Source organism: Streptomyces thermovulgaris (genome assembly GCF_002155915.1).
GTDB classification, from domain to species: Bacteria; Actinomycetota; Actinomycetes; order Streptomycetales; family Streptomycetaceae; genus Streptomyces; species Streptomyces thermovulgaris.
Map to the genome: position 1 here is coordinate 1 of NZ_MUME01000110.1, position 21,556 is coordinate 21,556.

At 73.0% G+C, this 21,556-nt stretch carries 18 protein-coding genes and 1 pseudogene; 11 read left to right on the top strand and 8 right to left on the bottom strand.

Annotated features, from left to right (window positions below; genetic code table 11):
* The 3 genes and pseudogenes from CCN35_RS28905 to CCN35_RS11365 all read right to left on the bottom strand — a co-directional run.
* A pseudogene (locus tag CCN35_RS28905) lies at positions 1-243 on the bottom strand (hypothetical protein); the annotation flags it as partial.
* A complete protein-coding gene (locus CCN35_RS11360) occupies positions 231-770 on the bottom strand; it encodes a SigE family RNA polymerase sigma factor (protein ID WP_067393571.1) in 540 nt (179 codons plus the stop codon). The gene CCN35_RS11360 and the pseudogene CCN35_RS28905, both read right to left, overlap by 13 nt.
* A gap of 328 nt (positions 771-1,098) precedes the next feature.
* The gene (locus tag CCN35_RS11365) at positions 1,099-2,085 is read right to left on the bottom strand and encodes an HhH-GPD family protein (RefSeq protein ID WP_067393567.1); all 987 of its coding nucleotides are present in this window, start codon (positions 2,083-2,085) and stop codon (positions 1,099-1,101) included.
* 203 nt (positions 2,086-2,288) lie between these two features.
* On the opposite strand from CCN35_RS11365, the gene CCN35_RS11370 reads away from it, so the two are divergent.
* Positions 2,289-3,128 carry a hypothetical protein gene (locus CCN35_RS11370; RefSeq protein WP_067393563.1) on the top strand — a complete coding sequence of 280 codons (840 nt, stop codon included), beginning with the start codon at positions 2,289-2,291 and terminating at the stop codon, positions 3,126-3,128.
* A gap of 272 nt (positions 3,129-3,400) precedes the next feature.
* On the opposite strand, the gene disA is transcribed toward CCN35_RS11370, so the two are convergent.
* Both disA and radA read right to left on the bottom strand, forming a co-directional pair.
* Positions 3,401-4,522, bottom strand: coding sequence for a DNA integrity scanning diadenylate cyclase DisA (disA, locus tag CCN35_RS11375; protein ID WP_067393560.1), 1,122 nt, complete (start codon positions 4,520-4,522; stop codon positions 3,401-3,403).
* An 80-nt stretch (positions 4,523-4,602) separates the two neighbouring features.
* The gene (gene radA / locus CCN35_RS11380) at positions 4,603-6,012 is read right to left on the bottom strand and encodes a DNA repair protein RadA (RefSeq protein ID WP_067393556.1); all 1,410 of its coding nucleotides are present in this window, start codon (positions 6,010-6,012) and stop codon (positions 4,603-4,605) included.
* Positions 6,013-6,185: 173 nt separating this feature from the next.
* On the opposite strand from radA, the gene CCN35_RS11385 reads away from it, so the two are divergent.
* Positions 6,186-7,973: a hypothetical protein gene (locus tag CCN35_RS11385; RefSeq protein WP_236560596.1), complete on the top strand. Its 1,788-nt coding sequence runs from the start codon at positions 6,186-6,188 to the stop codon at positions 7,971-7,973.
* Here CCN35_RS11385 and CCN35_RS11390 read toward each other — a convergent pair.
* The gene (locus CCN35_RS11390) at positions 7,970-8,794 is read right to left on the bottom strand and encodes a DUF3109 family protein (protein WP_067393876.1); all 825 of its coding nucleotides are present in this window, start codon (positions 8,792-8,794) and stop codon (positions 7,970-7,972) included. The two genes, CCN35_RS11385 and CCN35_RS11390, sit on opposite strands and share 4 nt — an antisense overlap.
* Positions 8,795-8,979: 185 nt before the next feature.
* On the opposite strand from CCN35_RS11390, the gene CCN35_RS11395 reads away from it, so the two are divergent.
* The 4 genes from CCN35_RS11395 to ilvD all read left to right on the top strand — a co-directional run bounded on the left by CCN35_RS11395 (position 8,980) and on the right by ilvD (position 13,543).
* The gene (locus tag CCN35_RS11395; RefSeq protein WP_079129683.1) at positions 8,980-10,050 is read left to right on the top strand and encodes a Ppx/GppA family phosphatase; all 1,071 of its coding nucleotides are present in this window, start codon (positions 8,980-8,982) and stop codon (positions 10,048-10,050) included.
* 10 nt (positions 10,051-10,060) lie between these two features.
* Positions 10,061-10,882 carry a sugar phosphate isomerase/epimerase family protein gene (locus CCN35_RS11400; RefSeq protein WP_067393549.1) on the top strand — a complete coding sequence of 274 codons (822 nt, stop codon included), beginning with the start codon at positions 10,061-10,063 and terminating at the stop codon, positions 10,880-10,882.
* Positions 10,879-11,484 carry a TetR/AcrR family transcriptional regulator gene (locus CCN35_RS11405; protein WP_067393546.1) on the top strand — a complete coding sequence of 202 codons (606 nt, stop codon included), beginning with the start codon at positions 10,879-10,881 and terminating at the stop codon, positions 11,482-11,484. The genes CCN35_RS11400 and CCN35_RS11405 overlap by 4 nt, the downstream gene beginning before the upstream one ends.
* Positions 11,485-11,689: 205 nt before the next feature.
* A complete protein-coding gene (ilvD, locus tag CCN35_RS11410; protein ID WP_086792477.1) occupies positions 11,690-13,543 on the top strand; it encodes a dihydroxy-acid dehydratase in 1,854 nt (617 codons plus the stop codon).
* Between the two features lie 208 nt (positions 13,544-13,751).
* Here ilvD and CCN35_RS11415 read toward each other — a convergent pair whose 3' ends face one another.
* Complete coding sequence (locus CCN35_RS11415; protein ID WP_086792479.1) at positions 13,752-15,938, bottom strand: serine/threonine-protein kinase; 2,187 nt, start codon at positions 15,936-15,938, stop codon at positions 13,752-13,754.
* A 207-nt stretch (positions 15,939-16,145) separates the two neighbouring features.
* Here CCN35_RS11415 and CCN35_RS11420 point away from each other — a divergent pair, with 207 nt between their 5' ends.
* The 5 genes from CCN35_RS11420 to proC all read left to right on the top strand — a co-directional run bounded on the left by CCN35_RS11420 (position 16,146) and on the right by proC (position 19,942).
* Positions 16,146-16,484, top strand: a complete 339-nt coding sequence (locus CCN35_RS11420) for an SH3 domain-containing protein (RefSeq protein WP_067393537.1) — start codon at positions 16,146-16,148, stop codon at positions 16,482-16,484.
* Positions 16,485-16,527: 43 nt separating this feature from the next.
* Positions 16,528-17,040, top strand: coding sequence for a hypothetical protein (locus CCN35_RS11425; RefSeq protein ID WP_067393534.1), 513 nt, complete (start codon positions 16,528-16,530; stop codon positions 17,038-17,040).
* A gap of 360 nt (positions 17,041-17,400) precedes the next feature.
* Positions 17,401-18,198, top strand: a complete 798-nt coding sequence (locus CCN35_RS11430; protein ID WP_086792481.1) for an ABC transporter ATP-binding protein — start codon at positions 17,401-17,403, stop codon at positions 18,196-18,198.
* Positions 18,195-18,977 carry an ABC transporter permease gene (locus CCN35_RS11435; RefSeq protein WP_067393529.1) on the top strand — a complete coding sequence of 261 codons (783 nt, stop codon included), beginning with the start codon at positions 18,195-18,197 and terminating at the stop codon, positions 18,975-18,977. Before CCN35_RS11430 ends, CCN35_RS11435 begins: the two co-directional genes overlap by 4 nt.
* 155 nt (positions 18,978-19,132) lie before the next feature.
* Positions 19,133-19,942, top strand: a complete 810-nt coding sequence (proC, locus tag CCN35_RS11440; RefSeq protein ID WP_067393526.1) for a pyrroline-5-carboxylate reductase — start codon at positions 19,133-19,135, stop codon at positions 19,940-19,942.
* A gap of 55 nt (positions 19,943-19,997) precedes the next feature.
* Here the strand turns inward: proC and trpS are convergent, their stop codons facing one another.
* A complete protein-coding gene (gene trpS, locus CCN35_RS11445) occupies positions 19,998-20,993 on the bottom strand; it encodes a tryptophan--tRNA ligase (protein ID WP_067393523.1) in 996 nt (331 codons plus the stop codon).
* Positions 20,994-21,556 lie beyond the last annotated feature (563 nt).

A 21,556-nucleotide genomic window follows, 5' to 3' on the forward strand; every position in this document is an offset into this window, starting at 1 on the left:
GTTCGGAGCGGAGGGGCGGGGAGCGGCCGGGGCGGCAGGGCGGGGAGAGACCGTGACGGCGGGTTTCGCCGCCGGGCCGGTACGGGCCGGCCCCTCGTCACGGATCCCGGTCCCCCCGTTGCCGCAGGCGGACCCCAGCAGGACGAGGGAGACGAGCGCGGCCACCGTCGTGCCCGCCGTCCGGGCGGTGTCCCGGGACGGGACGCCTCCCGGGCCGGTGCCTTCGCGGATCAGGCCGCGCACCGCTTCCGCTCCTCACGCCTCGGCGCGCGGGCGTCGGGGTCACGGGCCTGGAGCTCCTCGCGGAGCCGGGCGAGCGCCCGGTGCAGCACGCTCTTGACCGTCCCCGTGGACATGCCGAGGGCGGTGGCCGTCTCCTGCGTGGACATCTGCTCCCAGTGCCGCAGCACGACGACGCGGCGCTGCCTGGGAGCGAGGGCCCGCAGGGCGTCCAGCAGCAGCGCACGGTCGGCGTGCCGCTCGGCGGAGTCCTCGACCGGGAGGTCGGGGAGCTGTTCGGCGGGGACCTCCTCCAGCTTCCGGGCCCGCCACCACTCGGTCCGCGTATTGATCATCACCCGGCGCAGATAGGCGTCCGCGAACCGCTTGTCGGTGATGTCCTCCCAGTGGCCGCAGGTGCGTGCCAGCGCCGTCTGGAGCAGGTCCTGGGCGTCGCTCGGGTTCGACACCAGCCGGTGCGCACTGCGCAGCAGCGCGTCCTGCCGGGTGCGCACGTACTCCTCGAACTCGAGCACCTCTCCCCGCGCCATGTCCAACCGCCTCCCGGTCCCCGTTTCCCCCGGCCCGTCCGTCGCCGGTTCCTTCGTCGGTGAGCGGACGGCCGTGGTCGGCGGCCGTCCGGTGCTTGTCAGGCACGCGTCCGAAGGTACGGAGGTGTTGTCACGGCACTGTCCGGAGCAGCCCGCGATCAGCGCTCGACTGGGCGTCGATTGTGTAACAGCGGTGGCGGCGGAGCGGGCCGGCGCCCCGCTCGGTCCGTCCGTACGACGGCACGGCGGGCCGGGGCGTCACGGGAGTGCGGCACGCACGCCCGCGACGCCCCCGGGGCCCCTCGTGCGTCCGCGGGACGACCGTGCGTCAGGTCAGCGGCAGCCGGTACAGCCCGCCCGGCAGCGGTTCCACCAGGCCGTCCGCGACGAGCCCGTCCAGGGCCCGGGCCCGCTGGACCGGCTCGTGCCAGACCCGGTCGAGCACCGCCTGCGGCACCGGTGCGTGCGCCTCGCGCAGAACGGCGAGCAGCTTGCCGCGGACCTGCCGGTCGGTGCCGGCGTACGTCTGTCCCCGGCGCGGCGGCCCCTCGTGCGGGGGCTTGCCCGCGAGCCGCCAGGCGCAGTGCTCGGCGATCGGGCAGCGGCCGCACGCCTCGTTCTTCGCCGTGCACACCAGCGCGCCGAGCTCCATGGAGGCGGCGGCCCAGCGGGCCGCGGTCCGCGCGTCCTCGGGCAGCAGGGCGCGGGCCAGGCGGCGTTCGGCCGCGGTGGTGGCGTTCGGCGGGTACTGCACGCCGGTGACCGCGCGGGCCAGCACCCGGCGGACGTTGGTGTCCAGGACGGCGTGCCGCTGCCCGTAGGCGAAGGACGCCACCGCCGCGGCCGTGTACTCGCCGATGCCCGGCAGGGCGAGGAGCTGCGCGTGCTCGGTGGGGACGTCGCCGCCGTGCCGTTCCGTTATGGCGACCGCGGCGCCGTGCAGACGCAGGGCGCGGCGCGGGTAGCCGAGCCGGCCCCAGGCGCGGACGGCCTCGCCCGGCGCCTCCTTGGCGAGGTCGGCGGGGCGGGGCCAGCGTTCGAGCCACTGCTCGTAGACCGGCAGCACACGGCTGACCGGTGTCTGCTGCAGCATGAACTCGCTGACCATCACGCCCCAGGCGCCGGCGTCGGGGCGCCGCCAGGGCAGGTCGCGTGCGTTGGCGTCGTACCAGCTGATGACCTGGGTGTGCAGAATCCGGCCGAGGGACGAGACGGACGCCTCGGGGTCGGCGGGCGTGCCGGTGTCCGCCCGGGCGTCGGTGGCGGGGGCCGGAGTGTCGGAGCTGCTGTGTGGGGGCAGTGTGGGCGCAGTCATGGCACGTCCGATCCTGCCACGTGGGGGTGGACGGCCGTGTGACCCGCGCGGGCCGGTGTCGTCACCGACTGCGGTCGTATGGATACGTAAATCACAAGAAGGGCCGCCCGTAAGGGCGTTGGCGGGATGATGATCTGGAAAAGTTGTCGTCACAGCGGCGGGTGGCGCAAGGGAAGGCAACGAACTCTCGTACAGTTTGGACCGTGGGATCTCTGCGCAATCCGGTCGGTCCGCTTCCCGCCTCCATCTACTGGCGTCGGAGGATCGTACTGCTGTCCGCAGTCGCCCTGTTGGCGCTGCTGATCACCTGGCTCCTCAGCCTGGGCGGCGGAGACCGCAAGGACAACAGCGGCAGGTCGGACAGCAAGCACCCCGCGCCCTCGACCATCACACCGGGACCCTCCGGTTCCGGTCCCGCGATCAGTGAACGCCCCGGCGGACGCGACGAGTCCGACGAGGGCGCCGGCGGGCCGGGCCCCGGTGCCGGCGTTCCCGGCGGCACGGACGGAAGCGGCTCCGACTCCGGTGGCGGCCCGGCCGGCGGCGACGGCGAGGACGCCGGTGCCGGAAGCGGCGGCGAGGGGGGTGCCGCCGGGAGCGGCGGCGGTACGGGTCCCGCCCTGCCGGCCGGCAGCACACTGCCCAACTGCGCCCCGAGCGCGGTGAAGTTGACGCTGCGCAGCGTCCGCAACTCCTACGAGCCCGAGGAGAAGCCCGCGTTCGAACTGGTCGCCAGGAACACCTCCGACAGCGACTGCAAGATCGATCTCGGGCCGAGGACCGCGGTGGTGACGATCAGTCAGGCCGACAGCGACGACACCTACTGGTCCTCGGCCGACTGCCCGAAGACGGCCGGAAGCCGGCTGTACCGGGTGCCGGCGGGCAGCAGCATCACGTACACCATCACGTGGGACCGCAAGCCGAGCGCCGCGCGGTGCGCGACGCCTCCGGCCGGATCGGCCCGGGCGGGCACCTACCTGGTGGAGGCGAAGGTGCCGGGCCACGACAGGCTGCGGACGTCGTTCGTGCTGGAGGCGGCCTGACGGTGCCGCCCCGGCGGCGCCGCTTCAGCGGTGCCGTGCGGATCGGACCGGATGCGCGGGGCCCGGTGCGCCGGATCCGTTCCCGGTGCGGCCGGCCGGAGGGCCTCCGGCCGGGCCCTGGCTCCACGGGCGGCGGCACGCGCCGGGCACGCGGGCCGCGGTGCACCGCGCCGGGCCCGGTGCGAACGCGGTGGACGCCCGGTCCGCACGCCCCGCCCGGACACTTCGCTCAAGACGCCCTGGCCGAGGCGCCCCGGCGGGGGCGCGCCGCCTCAGACGTACCGCTCCAGGATCGACGACTCCGCCAGCCGGGACAGGCCCTCGCGGACGCTGCGCGCCCGCGCCTCGCCCACGCCGTCCACCATCTGCAGGTCGTCGACGCTCGCGGCGAGCAGCTTCTGCAGGCCGCCGAAGTGCTCGACCAGGCGGTCGATGATGGCGCGGGGCAGCCGGGGCACCTTGGCCAGCAGCCGGAAGCCGCGCGGGGAGACCGCCGCGTCGAGGGACTCGGGGGAGCCGGTGTAGCCGAGGGCCCGGGCCACGGTGGACAGCTCGAGCAGCTCGGCGTGGGAGAGCTTGTCGAGCTCCGCCAGCGCCTCGTCGACCGTGCGGGAGCGCTTGGCGGTCGGCGCGGGGATGTAGTCCCGGACGACCAGCTCGCGCTCGGGCTCCACGCCGGCGATCAACTCGTCCAGCTGGAGAGCGAGAAGCCGGCCGTCGGTGCCCAGCTCCACCACGTACTCGGAGATCTCGGTGGCGATCCGGCGCACCATCTCCAGGCGCTGCGCGACCGAGCAGACGTCCCGGACCGTCACCAGGTCCTCGATCTCCAGCGCGGACAGCGTGCCGGCCACCTCGTCCAGACGGAGCTTGTAGCGCTCCAGGGTGGCCAGGGCCTGGTTGGCGCGGGAGAGGATCGCCGCGGAGTCCTCCAGGACACGGCGCTGGCCGTCGACGTAGAGGGCGATGAGCCGCATGGACTGCGAGACGGAGATCACCGGGAAGCCGACCTGCTTGCTCACCCGGTCCGCCGTGCGGTGCCGGGTGCCCGTCTCCTCGGTGGGGATCGTGGGGTCCGGCACCAGCTGCACGCCCGCCCGGAGGATCTTCGTCAGGTCCGAGGAGATCACGATGCCGCCGTCCAGCTTGCACAGCTCACGCAGCCGCGTCGCCGTGAAGTCCACGTTCAGGACGAAGCCTCCCGTGCACAGCGCCTCGACGTTCTTGTCGGAGCCGAGCACGATGAGCCCACCGGTGTTGCCGCGGAGCACCCGCTCGAGGCCGTCCCGCAGGGCCGTGCCGGGGGCCACGGCGCTGAGGGAGGCACGCATCAGGGCATCGGTGGAACTCCCGCCGGACTTTCCTGGAACTGCTGCCCGGTCGTTGGCTGCCACTGCTCTCCTCCGGTCGCAGGTACTCAGGCGCTCCCGTATCGCACCTCGGTTCGTACGGACGGGCGGGACCAGGCCAAAGTCTACCGGCGGTCCTCCTGCTCCTGAGTGGTCTCCCGACGACGGGAACGCGGCAGGACCCGCAGTGCTTCCCCGATGTCGGCGACTTCCAGGACCTTCATCCCCGGCGGGATCTTGCCCGGGTCGACCGGCACGAGCGCGTGCGTGAAGCCCAGGCGCTGGGCCTCCGCGAGCCGGCGCTGCACCCCCGTGACCCGCCTGACCTCGCCCGCCAGACCCACCTCGCCGATCGCGACGAGGTTCTTCGGCAGCGGGGTGTCGCTCGCGGCCGACGCCAGCGCCAGGGCGACGGCGAGATCCGCGGCCGGCTCGGACAGCTTCACGCCGCCGACCGTCGCCGAGTAGATGTCCCGCTTGCCCAGGGAGCTGATCCGGCCCCGCTGCTCCAGGACGGCCAGCATCATCGAGACCCGGGAGGTCTCCAGGCCCGAGGTCGTACGGCGCGGGGAGGGGATCTGGGAGTCCACGGTGAGCGCCTGCACCTCGGCGACCAGGGGGCGGCGGCCCTCCAGGGTCACGGTCAGGCAGGTGCCGGGCACCGGCTCGTCACGGCGGGTGAGGAACAGGCCGCTGGGGTCGGGCAGGCCCGTGATGCCCTCGTCGTGCAGCTCGAAGCAGCCGACCTCGTCCGTCGCGCCGTAGCGGTTCTTGACGCCGCGGACCAGGCGCAGACGCGCGTGCCGGTCGCCCTCGAAGTGCAGCACGACGTCCACCAGGTGCTCCAGCAGACGCGGGCCCGCGATCGCGCCGTCCTTGGTGACGTGGCCCACCAGGAGCGTGGACATCCCGCGCTCCTTGGAGGCGCGGATCAGCGCCCCCGCCACCTCCCGGACCTGCGCCATGCCGCCGGGTGCGCCGTCGACCTCGGGGGAGGCGACCGTCTGCACCGAGTCGAGGACGAGCAGGGAGGGCTTGACCGCGTCCAGGTGGCCGAGGACGGCGGCCAGGTCCGTCTCGGCGGCCAGGTACAGGTGGTCGTCGATGGCGCCGATGCGGTCGGCCCGCAGACGGACCTGGCTCGCCGACTCCTCGCCCGTGACGTACAGCGTGCGGTGCTCGGCGCTCGCGGACTTGGCCGCCACGTCCAGCAGCAGCGTGGACTTGCCGACGCCGGGCTCGCCCGCCAGCAGGACGACGGCACCGGGGACCAGCCCGCCGCCGAGGACGCGGTCGAGCTCGGGCACGCCGGTGGAGCGGGCGGTGGCCTGACGGCCGTCGACCTGGCCGATGGGCAGGGCGGCGGTGGTGACCCGGCCCGGCGCCGTCGTACGGACCGCGGGGACGCCGTACTCCTCGACCGTGCCCCAGGACTGGCACTCGGGGCAGCGGCCGAGCCACTTGGCCGTCTGCCAGCCGCACTCCGTGCAGCGGTAGGACGGGCGATCCTTGGCGGTCTTGCTACGGGCAGCCATGGAGGAAACCGTAGCCGCCGGCTCCGACAGCGCCGTCCCCCGGGCGGGGGCCCGGCCGGGTCATGGAACGGAAGGTTTCCTTCCCCTTATGAGGGATCGTTTCACCCGTACGAATTAAAAGTGCTCAAGGGACAAGAGCGGACGAACCCGAGCCGCATACGGTCGCACGGGTGATGAGCAGCAGTCCGGACACCAAGCCCCGCACGACCGGTGCGCACCGGACGCACCGGACACACCGCGAAGCGCGCGACCGCGCTGCCGCGCGCACCCTGGCGCAGCAGCCGCTCGCGCACTACGAGCCGTACCTCGACGGCCTGTTCACCTACTGCCTGTCCGTGCTCTGCGACCACGACGCGGCCACCGCCGCCCTCGGGGACGCGCTGGTGTCCGCCGAGCGGCGCGGGCAGCGCGGTCCCGGCGCCGAGGGCGAGCGCCGGGCCTGGCTGTACGCGCTGGCCCGCTGGGCGTGCCTGCGCGAGCTGGCCGAGACCAAGCAGAAGACCAAGCAGAGGGCCGAGCAGAAACGTCGGGGCACGCACGCCGCGGGCCACGACGGCACCCGGCACGGGCCCGTGCGGCCCGCCGCCCCGCCGGTCCCGGACGAGGTCCGGCAGCAAAGACGGCACGAGCTGACCCTCCTCGCCTGGCCGGAGGCCGCCGGCACCACCCCGGAACAGCGCGAGGCCCTGGAGCTCGCCGTACGCCACCGCCTCGCCGTCCACGAGGTCGCCGCCGTCCTGGGCAGAAGCGTCGACGCCACCCGGGAACTCCTCGCCGCGGCCACCTGCGAGGTGGAGCGCACACGTGCGGCCCTCGCCGTCGTCGAGAGCGGGGCCTGCCCGAGCATCTCCCGTCTGGCCGGCGACGACCAGGTGGTGCTCAGCGCGACCCTGCGGCGCGAGCTCGTCCGCCATGTCGACGACTGCCCGCGCTGCCGCCGCGTCGCCGGGCGCGCCCTGCCCGGCCGGTGGCCCGGCGCCACCGTCGCACGCGCCGAGCTGCCCGTTCTCACGGCGCCCCGCGCGGCCCTGTGCACGGCCCTGGCGCACCACCCGCGCGCGCGGGGCGCCGGTCCCCGTTTCGACCGGCGCGGCTTCCCCATGAGCCCCAAGGACCACGCGGCCCGCAGGGACCGGCTCCGCGCGCGTGCCGTCACGACGACCGTGGTGGCCACCGTGGTGGCCGCCCCCGTGCTGGCCCTGTGGGCCGCCTACCGGGACGCCCCCCTCGGGGAGGGCGAGGGCCACGGCGGCCCCTCCGCCACCGCGCGCGAGGCACACGACCCGGGCGCCCCGGACGGCAGGCCGGCAGGCGGCGGATACCAGAACACCGGCAACGCCGCCCCCGGCCCCGACACCCGCTTCGGCGCGGGCGACGGACCCGACGTCTCCGTGGAGGTCGTCAGCGTCACCGGCGCCGGCCGCACGGACGGCCGGCTGACGGTGACCGCCTCCGGCACCGGCGACACCACACTGATCACGCTCACCGCCTCCGGTCCCGGGCCGGTCCGCTGGTCGGCCTCCACCGGGGCGTCCTGGATCTATCTGAGCCGTACGTCGGGCACCCTCGGCCCCGGGGAGTCCCTGACGATCAGGGTGTACATCGACCACCTGCACGAGCCGTCCGGCCCCTGGAGCGCACGCGTGACGATCGCGCCCGCGGGCGCCGTCGTCCTCCTCCACGGACGCGGCATCGCGCCCGGTCCCGTGCATTCCGCCCCCGCCTCTCCGGCCGGACCGTCCCCGGCCCCCGACCCGTGGCCCACGCCGAGCCGGTCCGCCTCCGCGAGCCCCACGAGCTCTCCGAGCCCGTCGAGCCCCCCGGCCGATCCGCCGTCCTCCGACCCGGCACCGACCCCGACCCCGACCGGCTCCGCCCCGCCCGATCCGGGCGGCGGGCAGTCCCCGGTCCCCGGGGACGGCGACGCCCCGGGCGGCCCGAGCCCGACGGACACCCCCTAGGCCGGGCCCTTCCCCCGGGCCGGACCGGCGGGCCCCGCGGGACCGGCGTGGGCGGGGTCGGCAGGGTGCGGTGCCAGCAGCGGCGGCCCGGAGGCCAGACGTTCCTCGCACAGTTCCACCAGGCGGTCGTAGCCGGCCTTGCCCATCAGCTCGGTCAGCTCGGCCCGGTAGGAGACGTACACCGGCTCGCCCGCGCCGTGCGCCGACGTCGCCGAGGTGCACCACCAGTGCAGATCGTGCCCGCCCGGGCCCCAGCCCCTGCGGTCGTACTCGCCGATCGACACCTGCAGCACCCGCGTGTCGTCGGGACGGTCGATCCACTCGAAGGTCCGCCGGATCGGCAGCTGCCAGCACACGTCCGGCTTGGTCTCCAGCGGCTCGCGGCCCTCCCTCAGCGCCAGCAGGTGCAGCGCGCAGCCCATGCCGGCGGGAAAGCCGGGCCGGTTCTGGAAGATGCACGAGCCCTCGAACCGGCGGGTCTGCCGGGAGCCCTCCTCGTCCTCCACGACCCAGCCGCCGGAGGTGCCCTCGGCGTGGTTCTGCCAGATGTCCGGCGTGAGCCTCGCCACATGCTCGGCCACCCGCTTCTCGTCGTCCTCGTCGGAGAAGTGGGCCCCCAGCGTGCAGCACCCGTCGTCCGCGCGGCCCGCCTGGATGCCCTGGCAGCCCCTGCCGAAGATGCAGTTCCACCGCGAGGTCAGCCAGGTCAGATCACAGCGGAAGACCTGCTCGTCGTCCGCCGGGTCCGGGAACTCCACCCATGCGCGCGCGAAGTCGAGCCCCTTCTCGTCGGGCTCGCCGGGGTCCGAATCCCGCTGCATCGGCTTCACCGCTTCCCTCCGGTCCGCCGGATTCGCCGAGTCCGCCGGTTCGGCCGATTCATCAGGCTTCGTCTTTTTCGTCTTTGGCACCCGTCCAGGGTAAGTCGCCCGCCCCCACGGCCGGGCCCGGCCCGGACGGGGCCGCAGGGGCCGGAGCACCCCGGTTCCGCAGTAGCGTTCCCTCCATGAGACTCGGTGTCCTCGACGTGGGGTCGAACACGGTGCATCTGCTGGTGGTCGACGCGCACCCCGGTGCCCGCCCGATGCCCGCGCATTCGCACAAGGCGGATCTGCGCCTTGCCCAACTCCTCGACAAGGAGGGCGAGATCGGCCCCGACGGCGTCGACGGACTCGTCGCGGTGATCCAGGAGGCGCTGCGGGCCGCCGAGGACAAGGGCGTCGAGGACCTGCTGCCGTTCGCGACCTCCGCCGTGCGCGAGGCCGGCAACGCCGACGACGTCCTCGCGCGGGTGCGGAGCGAGACCGGTGTCGAGCTGCAGGTGCTCAGCGGCGTGGAGGAGGCCCGTCTCACCTTCCTCGCCGCCCGCCGCTGGTACGGCTGGTCGGCGGGGCGGCTGCTGGTCCTGGACATCGGCGGCGGCTCGCTGGAGATCGCCTACGGCATCGACGAGGAGCCCGACGCGGCGGTGTCCCTGCCGCTCGGCGCGGGCCGGCTCACCGCCGCCTGGCTGCCCGGCGACCCGCCCGGCCCGGAGGACGTCAGGGCGCTGCGCCGCCATGTGCGCGCCGAGATCGCACGGGTGGTCGGCGAGTTCAGCCGGTTCGGCGCCCCCGACCACGTCGTCGCCACCTCGAAGACGTTCAAGCAGCTCGCCCGCCTGGCCGGCACCGTCCGCTCCGGCGAGGGCCCGTACGTCCAGCGCGAGCTGAAGCGCGAGTCCCTGGAGGCGTGGGTGCCCAGGCTCTCCGCCATGACGTACGCCGAGCGCGCCCGGCTCCCCGGCGTCTCCGAGGGCCGGGCGGGCCAGATCCTGGCCGGCGCGCTGGTCGCCGAGGGCGCGATGGACCTGTTCAAGGTGGAGTGCCTGGAGATATGCCCATGGGCCCTGAGGGAGGGCGTGATCCTGCGGCACCTCGACCACCTGGGCCCGGCGGGTGCGGGCGGGGGGAACGGGACCGCGGCCCCGCGCGGCCTGCGCACGGGGACGCGGTCCGTCACGGCGGTCCCGCGGGCGCCCATGACGAACGCCACAACGGCAGGCGGGGCCCCCGCGTCACCCGACCGCACCCCGTAACCTGTCCCTCGTGGTGGAATCCGTTCGTGTCCCGGATGTGAAGGTCGCCCTGTCGACGGCCTCCGTCTATCCGGAGTCGACGGCGACGGCCTTCGAGATCGCCGCGCGCCTTGGATACGACGGGGTCGAGGTCATGGTGTGGAACGACCCCGTCAGTCAGGACATCGAGGCGCTGCGCAGGCTCAGCGACTACCACGGGATCCCGATCCTCGCCGTGCACGCGCCCTGCCTGCTGATCACGCAGCGGGTGTGGTCCACCGACCCCTGGACCAAGCTCCAGCGCGCGAGGACGGCCGCCGAGAAGCTCGGCGCGAGCACGGTCGTGGTCCACCCGCCGTTCCGCTGGCAGCGTCAGTACGCCCGTGACTTCGTCTCCGGCATCTGGCGCATGGCGAACGAGACGGATGTGCGGTTCGCCGTGGAGAACATGTACCCCTGGCGCTACCGCGAACGCGAGATGCTCGCCTACGCCCCCGACTGGGACGTCACCAAGGAGGACTACCGCCACTTCACGATCGACCTCAGCCATGCGGCGACGGCCCGCGCCGACGCCCTGCAGATGGTCGACCGCATGGGCGACCGGCTCGGCCATGTGCACCTCGCCGACGGCAAGGGCTCGGCCAAGGACGAGCACCTGGTGCCCGGCCGCGGCTCCCAGCCCTGCGCCGAGGTGCTGGAACGTCTCGCCTCCTCCGGCTTCGACGGCCATGTCGTCCTCGAGGTCAACACCCGCCGGGCCATGTCCAGCGCCGAGCGCGAGTCCGATCTCGCCGAGGCCCTGGCCTTCACCCGGCTGCACCTGGCCTCCCGGGTGCGGGTGCCCCGGCGATGACCGGCGCTCCCGTCCGGCGCCGCGGCCGTCCCCGTCGCGAGGAGGCCGCCGACACCCGTGACCTCATCCTGACCGCGGCCCGCAAGGAGTTCTCCGAGCACGGCTACGAGAAGACCTCCGTCCGCGGCATCGCCAAGGCCGCCGGGGTCGACTCCGCCCTCGTGCACCACTACTTCGGCACCAAGGAGCAGGTGTTCGAGGCGGCGATCGAGGTCATCTTCGCCCCCGCCCTGAACGCCTCGAAGGCGGTCGCCGACGCACCGCCCGACGACGTGGGCGAACGTCTGACCCGCTTCTTCCTCGGCATCTGGGAGAACCCGGCCACCCGTACGCCCCTGCTGGCGATCGTCCGCTCCGCGCTGACCAACGACACCGCGGCCGCCGTCTTCCGCCGGCTGATCGCCTCCCAGCTGCTGCGCCGCATCGCCGGCCGGATCGACCTGCCCGACGCGGAGCTGCGCGCCGAGCTCGCCGCCGCCCAGCTGGTGGGGTGCGCGATCCTGCGGTACGTGATCAAGCTGGAGCCGCTGGCGTCGGCGGACACGGAGCAGGTCGTCGCGCGGCTGGCACCGGTCGTGCACGGACATCTCACGGGCGCCTGAGCGCGTCCCGGCCGCACCACCGCGGGCGCGGCCGGCGCACCGCGGCCCCGCCCGTACGGCCCCGCGCGCACCGCCCCACGACACGTGTCCCGCATGACGGACAACGCGTCCCGACCCCTGGAAGACCGGCGTACGCTCGAGTGAGTCAGTACTCTGCCGGGAACGCCCGGCGTCCCGGCGGAACGTCCCGAAGGAGCGAGCGACGATGCCCGAGCTGAGGTCCCGCACAGTCACCCATGGCCGCAACATGGCGGGCGCCCGTGCCCTGATGCGCGCCTCCGGTGTACCCGGTGCGGACATCGGCCGGAAGCCGATCGTCGCGATCGCCAACAGCTTCACCGAGTTCGTGCCCGGCCACACCCACCTCCAGCCGGTCGGCCGGATCGTCGGCGAGGCGGTCCGGGAGGCGGGCGGCATCCCGCGCGAGTTCAACACCATCGCCGTCGACGACGGCATCGCGATGGGCCACGGCGGCATGCTGTACTCGCTGCCCTCCCGCGACCTGATCGCGGACAGCGTCGAGTACATGGTCGAGGCGCACTGCGCCGACGCCCTGATCTGCATCTCCAACTGCGACAAGATCACCCCGGGGATGCTGATGGCCGCCCTGCGGCTGAACATCCCGACGGTCTTCGTCTCCGGCGGTCCGATGGAGTCCGGCCGGACCACCCTGGTCGACGGCACGGTCCGCACCCTCGACCTGGTCGACGCGATCGCCGACGCCGTGAACGACAAGGTCTCCGACGAGGACATCCTCCGCATCGAGGAGAACGCCTGTCCGACCTGCGGCTCCTGTTCCGGCATGTTCACCGCCAACTCGATGAACTGCCTGACCGAGGCGATCGGCCTCGCCCTGCCCGGCAACGGCTCGGTCCTGGCCACCCACACGGCCCGCCGCGCGCTGTACGAGAACGCGGCCCGCACGGTGATGGACCTCACCCGCCGCTACTACGAGCAGGACGACGACTCCGTCCTGCCGCGCAGCATCGCCACCGCCGCGGCCTTCGAGAACGCGATGGCCCTGGACATCGCGATGGGCGGCTCGACCAACACGATCCTGCACCTGCTGGCCGCCGCCCAGGAGGCCGGCGTCCCCTTCGGCCTGGAGGAGATCGACCAGGTCTCCCGCCGGGTGCCGTGCCTGGCGAAGGTCGCCCCGAACGTCGCCAAGGACCGCACCTACTACATGGAGGACGTGCACCGCGCCGGCGGCATCCCCGCCCTGCTCGGCGAGCTGTACCGCGCGGGCCTGCTGAACGAGGACGTGCACGCGGTCCACAGCCCCTCCCTCGAGGACTGGCTCAAGACCTGGGACCTGCGCGGCGGCTCCCCGTCCCCCGAGGCGGTCGAACTGTGGCACGCGGCCCCCGGCTGCCGCCGCTCGGCGGAGGCCTTCTCCCAGTCCGAACGCTGGGAGACCCTGGACACCGACCCGGAGAACGGCTGCATCCGCTCCGTCGAGCACGCCTACTCCAAGGACGGCGGCCTGGCGGTCCTCAAGGGCAACCTGGCCGTGGACGGCTGCGTGGTGAAGACCGCGGGCGTCGACGAGTCCATCTGGACCTTCGAGGGCCCGGCGGTGGTCTGCGAGTCGCAGGAGGAGGCCGTCGAGAAGATCCTCACCCAGCAGGTCAAGGAGGGCGACGTCGTCGTCATCCGCTACGAGGGCCCCAAGGGCGGCCCGGGCATGCAGGAGATGCTCTACCCGACCTCGTACCTGAAGGGCCGCGGCCTGGGCAAGGTCTGCGCCCTGGTCACCGACGGCCGTTTCTCCGGCGGCACCTCGGGCCTGTCCATCGGCCACGCCTCCCCGGAGGCGGCCTCCGGCGGCACCATCGCGCTCGTCGAGGACGGCGACCGCATCCGCATCGACATCCCGAACCGCAGCATCGAACTCCTCGTCGACGACGAGGAGCTGGCCCGCCGTGAGAAGGCGCTGAACGGCGTGTACGCCCCGAGGAACCGCGACCGCAAGGTCTCGGCGGCACTCCGCGCCTACGCCGCGATGGCCACCAGCGCGGACAAGGGCGCCGTCAGGGACATCTCGAAACTGGGCTGAACCGGGCCGGTTCCCCGGCTCCGGTGCGGGGCCGTCTCCACGGGAGGCGGCCCCGCACCGCGTTCCGTGCCCTTGCCCTCCCCGGACCCTCTCGCCCGCATCACGTCCGGTCGCATCCGTCGGCGGGCGCGTCCGTCAGGACGTGTGCCCGGCCGTCAGGACGTCTGCCGTGCCGCCGTCGAGCCGTCAGGACGCCTCTGCCGGACCGTCAGGACGTCTGCCAGGCCGCGGGATCGCTCGTGCCGACGGCGAAGACGGTGCCGTCGGGGGCACCGGCACAGACGCGGCCCTCGGCGAGCACCGGCGGGGCCAGCGTGCCCGCGACCCGGTCCGACCCGGCACCGAGCCGCGGCCGTGTCTGCCCGACGAGCCGGCCCGTACGGGCGTCTGCGGCGAGCAGCCGCCCGTCCGCGGCGACGACATACACATGGCGGCCGTCGGAGACCGGCGCCGAACCGCGGCTCACGGCCGTCTCGAGAAGCCACAGCCGCCTGCCCGCGGCCGTGTCGACGGCTTCCAGCGCACCGCCGGACGCCAGCAGATGGACCACGTCCCCCCGTACCTCGGCCTGCGGGGACTGGCGCGGGACGGGCAGCTCCACCCGCCGCACCTCCCCGGACCCGGAGACGTACCGCACGACCGCCCTCGCATCCCCGGTGCTCCGGTCGAGGTCGAGGAAGAAGACGGAGCCGTCCCGGGCGCCCACGGGGCTCAGCATCCCCCTCAGCTCCGCCCGCCGGCGGACGGCGCCGGTACGGGGGTCCACGGCGATGATCCAGGTGCTCGCCCCGTCGGCGGACGTGTTCGTCGCATACGCCAGCGGATCCCCGGGGAACGAGGCGAGGGACGGCAGGGAGGAGCCCGGCGCCCGCATGGTCCACCGTGTCTCGCCCGAGGCGCTGTCCACACCGGTGACCGTCCCGTCGGCACCGGCGAGCAGCAGCATGTCGCCCGCGAACCTCCATCCGCCCTGTGCAGGAACGTCCCGCCGCGCATGCGTCCGGCCCGAGGAGGGGTCGAGCACCTCCAGATGCCGCCCGTCCGTCGTGGCCACGTGCACCAGACCGCCGGACAGGACCGGTGCGAGCCTGCCGGCCCCGTCGACGGAGCGCCGCCACCGCACGCTGCCGTCGGAGGGGTCGAGGGCGACGACCGCGCCGGGTTGCGCGCAGAACAGGGTGCCGGTGCCATGGGTGCACTGCGGTGCGGCCGGTGTCCCGGACACCGGCTTCGTCTCCCAGGGCCCGGCGGAGCGGGTCCGGGCGAGAGCGTCCCCGGACGCGGAGCCGTCGTCCGTGACCACCATGACCGTGACCAGGGAACCGGCCATGAGCAGACCGAGCGCACCGGAGATCAGGGCCGTCCGTCCGCGAGGACGTCTTCGGCGCGCAGGTTTTTCCTGCCCGGCCTCCGGTCCGGCCTCCGGGCCGGAGGCCGGTTCGGCGTCCTGCCCGGTGTCCGGTCCGGTGTCCGGCTCGGTGTCCGGTCCGGACGCCGGCCCGGGCCACGGCGTGTCCGGCGCACCGCCGGTCCGCCGCTCCGGTATGAAGGCCTGCGTGTCGTACGAGGCCGCCGTCGAACGCAGCTCCCGCACCAGCTCGTTGGACGTGGGCCGGTCCTCGGGGTCCTTGGCCAGACAGCGCCGCACGAGCGGCACCAGGTCCTCCGGCACGCCCGTCAGATCGGGCTCGTCGTGCACGACCTGGTAGGCGACGACATACGGGCTGTCGGAGTCGAACGGCCCGCGTCCGGTCGCCGCGTGCACCAGCACGGACCCGAGCGCGAAGATGTCGGCCGCCGGACCCACCTCCCGGGGCCGGCGGAACTGCTCGGGCGCCATGAAGGTCGGCGTACCGATCAACTTGCCGGTCTCGGTGCGCAGTTCGCTGTCCTTCGGCCGGGAGATGCCGAAGTCGATCACCTTCGGCCCGTCCTCGGCGAGCAGCACATTGCTCGGTTTCAGGTCACGGTGGACGACGCCCGCCCGGTGGATGTCGCGCAGCGCCTCGGCGAGACCGGCCATCAGACGGCGCAGCTGGGCCGCGGGCATGGGCCCGTTCCGCTTCACATGATCGGCCAGCGTGGGCCCGGGAATGAACAGGGTCGCCATCCAAGGGCGTTCGGCATCCGGATCGGCGTCGACGACAGGCGCGGTGAACGCACCGCTCACCCTGCGGGCCGCCGCCACCTCCTGCCGGAACCGCCCCCTGAACTCGGGATCCTGGGCGAACTGGGCGTGCACGATCTTCACCGCGAGCTTCAGTCCCGAGGCGCTGCGGGCCAGGTGCACCTCACCCATGCCACCGGAGCCCAGACGTGATTCCAGACGGTAGTGGCCGATGTACTCCGGAAGTTCCGCTTCCGCGCCCGCTTCGATGTTGCGCTGTGGCGCCATGGACCACCCCCGAGCTGTTCGTTCGCGCGCGCGACGGATGCACGGAGCCTAGTCGATGGCGTGAACGGGACCGAGGCGGCGTACGGGCGGGGACACGCCGTGCGCGCCCGTGTTTTTGGGGCGCACACCTGTGTTTTATGGTGCGTCCAAGGGGAATGATCGTGACCCCGTGAAGATCACGGGGTTGATGACGGGGGGAGGTTTCTCATGTCTGTCGACCGTACCGAGAAGCGTGCCGAGGAGCACACCGAGAAGGTCGGCGACGAAGCGGCGGAGACCGTCGCGGCCGCGGCGTCCGCGCGGTACTACCCGGTGGCGCCGGGTGTCCGCCTCAACGTCCGCAGCGGTCCCGGAACCGGCTACGGCATCATCCGGGTGCTGCCCGTGGGCGCCAAGGTCCCGATCTTCTGCCAGATGCCGGGCACGAAGGTGTCGGGCTACTACGGCACGTCGAACATCTGGGACAACATCGGCAACGGCGAATACGTCTCCGACGCGTACGTGTACACCGGCAGCGACGGCTACGTCGCCTCGCGCTGCAGCTGATCCCGGACGGAGCCCGCGGGCGCCCGGAAGCCATAATCGAGCCGTGAGCGACGACAACGGCACTCCGGACATCCCCGCGGGCTCCACGGCGGCCTCCGACGGCCCCCAGCCCGAGCCCCTCCGTTTCTTCGGCACCACCTGGGTGAACCACGACGGCGGCTACACCCTCCGCCGCATCGGCGTCTCCCTCGGCTCGCTCGCCGCGGCCGTGGCCTCCTGTCTCGTGCTCCGCTTCGCCTACCAGGGCCTCCAGCTCGCCGAGTCGGGCTCCTTCGTCACGGTCCTGATCGTCGTGATGTTCGCGGTGTGCAGCGCGCTCGCCTTCGGCCACACCTGGGAGAGCTTCGGCAAGCGTCCCGACCCCGACCGCCGGGCCGCCCTGCGGGGCCTGCTCTCCATCGGATTCGTCGGCTCCCTCTTCGCCTACTTCTTCCGCTCGCTCGTCGAGGCCCCCGGCGAGAAACTGCACCGCGAGGAGTACCGGCGCGCCCGTGAGCTGTACGAGCGCCGCATCGCCCGCCGTTCGGGCAACCCGGCGAAGCGCCGCCGCTCCTGACCTGCGCACTCCCTTCCCGCGCCCTTCTCCTTCGCCCTCCCTGCCCTCCCTTTTTGCGCCTTCTCGCGCCCTTCCTCCGGCTTCCCCGGGCCCCTCGGGCCTGCCCAGGCCGCCTTCCTGTTTCCCTCCGCCTGCTTCCCGGCCTCCTGGTCTTCCTGGCTCCGGCCCCCTGACCTGCATGGCCTCCTCAGCCCTCTCGGCCACCTCGGTCTCCTCGGCCTCCTCGGCGCGGAGCGGCCTCGTCCCGGCACGGGCGACCTCTCCTCGCCGCTGATCCCCGGCACGAGGCACCCCCTCGCATTTCCCCGCACGATCCCGCACCCCCTTGACGGCTCCCTCGCCGCGCGCATTAATCATCACATGATGAATATCGAGTCCGGTCCTCCCGACCCACGCACGCCCGCCGTCCGCGCCGAGGCCCTCACCGTCGTCCGGGGCTCGCGCACCGTCCTGCACGGCCTCGACTTCACCGTCCCGCGCGGCCGGATCACCGGTCTGCTCGGCCCCTCCGGCTGCGGCAAGTCCACCCTCATGCGCGCGATCGTCGGCACCCAGGCCAAGGTCAGCGGCACCCTGGAGATACTCGGCCGCCCCGCCGGCCACGCCGCCCTCCGCAGCCGCGTCGGCTACGTCACCCAGGCCCCCTCCGTCTACGACGACCTGACGGTCCGCCAGAACCTCGAGTACTTCGCCGCCGTCCTCGACCCGGGCCGCGCGGCGGCCGAACGCCGCCGGGAGCACGTCAGCCGCGCCCTCGCCGACGTCGACCTCACCCGCCACGCCGACGCCCTCGCCGGCAATCTCTCCGGCGGCCAGCGCAGCCGCGTCTCCCTCGCCGTCGCCCTCCTCGGCGCCCCCGAGCTGCTGGTCCTCGACGAACCGACCGTCGGCCTCGACCCCGTCCTGCGCCGCGACCTGTGGGCCCTCTTCCACGACATCGCCGCCGCCCGCGGCGCCACCCTCCTCGTCTCCTCCCACGTCATGGACGAGGCCGAGCGCTGCCACCACCTCCTCCTCATGCGCGAGGGCCGGATCCTCGCCGACGACACCCCGGACGCACTCCGCGCCCGCACCGGCGCCGACACCGTCGAGGCGGCCTTCCTGCACCTGGTCGACGAGGCGGCCGCCGCGGGCCGCGCCAAGGAGACAGCACGATGAGCACCACCACCGCACCGGCGGCACCCCCCGCCCCCCGGGCCCTGAGCGCCGCCCGCACCACCGCCACCGCCGCCCGGGTCCTGCGCCAGCTCCGCCACGACCCCCGCACCATCGCCCTGATGCTGCTGGTCCCCTGCCTGATGCTGGTCCTGCTGCGCTACGTCTTCGACGGCAGCCCGCGCACCTTCGACACCATCGGCGCCGCGCTCCTCGGCATCTTCCCGCTGATCACCATGTTCCTGGTGACCTCCATCGCCACCCTGCGCGAGCGCACCTCCGGCACCCTGGAACGCCTTCTCGCCATGCCCCTGGGCAAGGTCGACCTCATCGCCGGCTACGCCCTCGCCTTCGGCGCCCTCGCGGTCGTTCAGTCCGCCCTGGCCACGGGACTCGCCCTGTGGCTCCTCGACCTGGACGTCACCGGCTCGCCCTGGCTGCTCCTGCTGGTCGCCCTGCTCGACGCCCTCCTCGGCACCGCGCTCGGCCTCTTCGTCTCCGCCTTCGCCGCCTCCGAGTTCCAGGCGGTCCAGTTCATGCCGGCGGTGATCTTCCCCCAGCTCCTGCTCTGCGGCCTGTTCACCCCTCGCGCCGACATGCATCCCGTGCTGGAGGCGATCTCCGACGTCCTCCCCATGTCCTACGCGGTCGACGCCATGGACGAGGTCCTGCGCCACACCGAGGTGACGGGCACCTTCGTCCGCGACGTACTGATCGTGGCCGGCTGCGCCCTGCTGGTCCTCGGCCTGGGAGCGGCCACCCTCCGGCGGCGTACGGCATAGCCCGCGCGGAAGGAACCCCTGAGGAACCCGTACGGACTGTACGAACAGGGAGCCGTCCGAAAGGAACCCGTACGGAAGGAACCCGTACGGAAGGAAGGCGTCCGCCAGTCGGACAAACCGCCCGTACCCCGTACTGCCGGTGCGAGGATGAACGCATGAGCCAGAAAGTCGCAGTCCTCGGCACCGGCAAGATCGGTGAAGCCCTGCTCAGCGGAATGATCCGAAGCGGCTGGCCCGCCGCCGACCTGATGGTCACCACCCGCCGCCCCGAACGGGCCGAAGAACTCCGCGCCCGCTACGGAGTCACCCCGGTCACCAACCCGGAAGCAGCCAAGACCGCCGACACCCTGATCCTCACGGTCAAGCCCCAGGACATGGGCACCCTCCTCGACGAACTGGCTCCGCACGTCCCCGCCGACCGCCTGGTCATCAGCGGCGCGGCGGGGATCCCCCTTTCCTTCTTCGAGGAGCGCCTGGCCCCCGGCACCCCGGTCGTCCGTGTCATGACGAACACGCCCGCCCTCGTCGACCAGGCCATGTCCGTCATCTCCGCCGGCACCCACGCCACCGCCGAGCACCTCGCCCACGCCGAGGAGATCTTCGGTGCCGTGGGCAAGACGCTCCGCGTGCCCGAGGCCCAGCAGGACGCCTGCACCGCCCTGTCCGGCTCGGGCCCGGCCTACTTCTTCTACCTGGTCGAGGCCATGACCGACGCCGGCATCCTGCTCGGCCTGCCCCGCGACAAGGCCCACGACCTGATCGTCCAGTCCGCGGTCGGCGCCGCCGTGATGCTCCGCGACAGCGGGGAGCACCCCGTGAAGCTGCGCGAGAACGTCACCTCCCCGGCCGGCACCACGATCAACGCCATCCGCGAACTGGAGAAGCACGGGGTGCGCGCCGCACTCATCGCCGCCCTGGAAGCCGCCCGCGACCGCAGTCGCGAGCTGGCCTCCGGCACCGGCTGACACCGGCTTCCGGGCGGTCGGCACCCCGTGCTTCCCCGAGCGGGCACCGTTCCCTTCAGGCGGGCAGCAGCCCGATCGCCCGGTACGCCGCGTCCACCGTCGGCCGCGCCGTCCTCCTGGCCCTTTCCGCGCCCGCCCGCAGCACCGCGTCCACATACGACGGGTCCGCGCACAGCTCCCTGTGCCGTGCCTGGAGCGGTTTGAGGACCTCGACCACGGCTTCCGCGGTGTCCTTCTTCAAAGCGCCGTACGACGCATAGGCACCGCACAGCTCCTTCGGGTCACCGCCCGTGCAGGCGGCCAGGATCTCCAGGAGGTTCGTGATCCCCGGCCGCTTCTCCCGGTCGTGGACGACATCCCGCCCGCTGTCGGTCACCGCCCGCATGATCTTCTTCCGCACGGTCTCCGGCTCGTCCAGCAGATGGACGATGCCCGGCCCGGAGTCGTCCGACTTCCCCATCTTCGACGTCGGCTCCTGCAGGTTCATCACCCGCGCCGCCACCTTCGGACGGGTCGCCCTCGGCACCACGAACGTGTGCCCGTAGCGCTGGTTGAACCGCACGGCCAGATCGCGGGCCAGTTCCACGTGCTGCGTCTGGTCGTCCCCGACCGGCACCTCGTCCGCGCCGTACGCCAGGATGTCCGCCGCCATCAGCACCGGATACGTCAGCAGGGACAGCCGCACACTCCTGCCCCGCTGCCGCTCGCGCGCCGCCTTCTCCTTGTACTGGATCATCCGCCGCATCTCACCGTCGGTCGCCACGCACTCCAGCAGGTACGACAGCCGGGTGTGCTCGTCCACATGGCTCTGCACGAACACGGTGCACCGCTCCGGGTCGAGCCCGGCCGCCAGCAGCAGCGTCGCGGCCCGCCGGGTGAGTCTGCGCACACGCGCGGGGTCGTGGTCCACGGTCAGCGCGTGCAGGTCGACGATGCAGAACAGCGCCTCCGACCGATGCTGGTCCACCTCGACCCACCGCCGCAGGGCGCCCAGGTAGTTGCCCAGCGTCAGATGGCCGGTCGGTTTGATCCCGCTGAGGACTCGTGTCATCTCCTCTGCTCCTCTGCCTCTTCTGGTCGAGGCCGCCGTCCCGGGCCGGCTGTTCCTCGGATCCCTGGGGGATCGAGCCCCTGGAGGAGAGACGAGAACGGCCGCCGAGGCGGCGGCCGTTGCGAGCACACGTGACCACGGCCGCCGTCAGGCGGCCCACCACAGCTGGGTGCACGTATGCGGAGTCATGTCCACGAGAGTACGCCCCCAGGGTGGCTTTTGTCCGAGAGTTGACATGGCCCGCCCGGGTCCGTAATGTGCTCCGAGCTGTCCGACGTGAGAGCCGACGTCGGTCGGTCCCCGGACAGCCTTTCCGCAGTACCGCCCTTTAACGCGACTCAATCGCAGTCGTGCTTATTGGCGTGCGTATTTACGGAAATGAGGAATCCGCGTTCGCAGGAACGCAGCCCCCGATTCGCTCGGGAGCAAGGAATCCGCTAAAGTCTGGGACGTCGGAGCGGCCCGAGGGCCGTGAAGACAAACCCCGCTGACCGGGGATCAGATCGGCAAGAAGATCTGATAGAGTCGGAAACACCGAAGGGAAGCGCCCGGAGGAAAGCCCG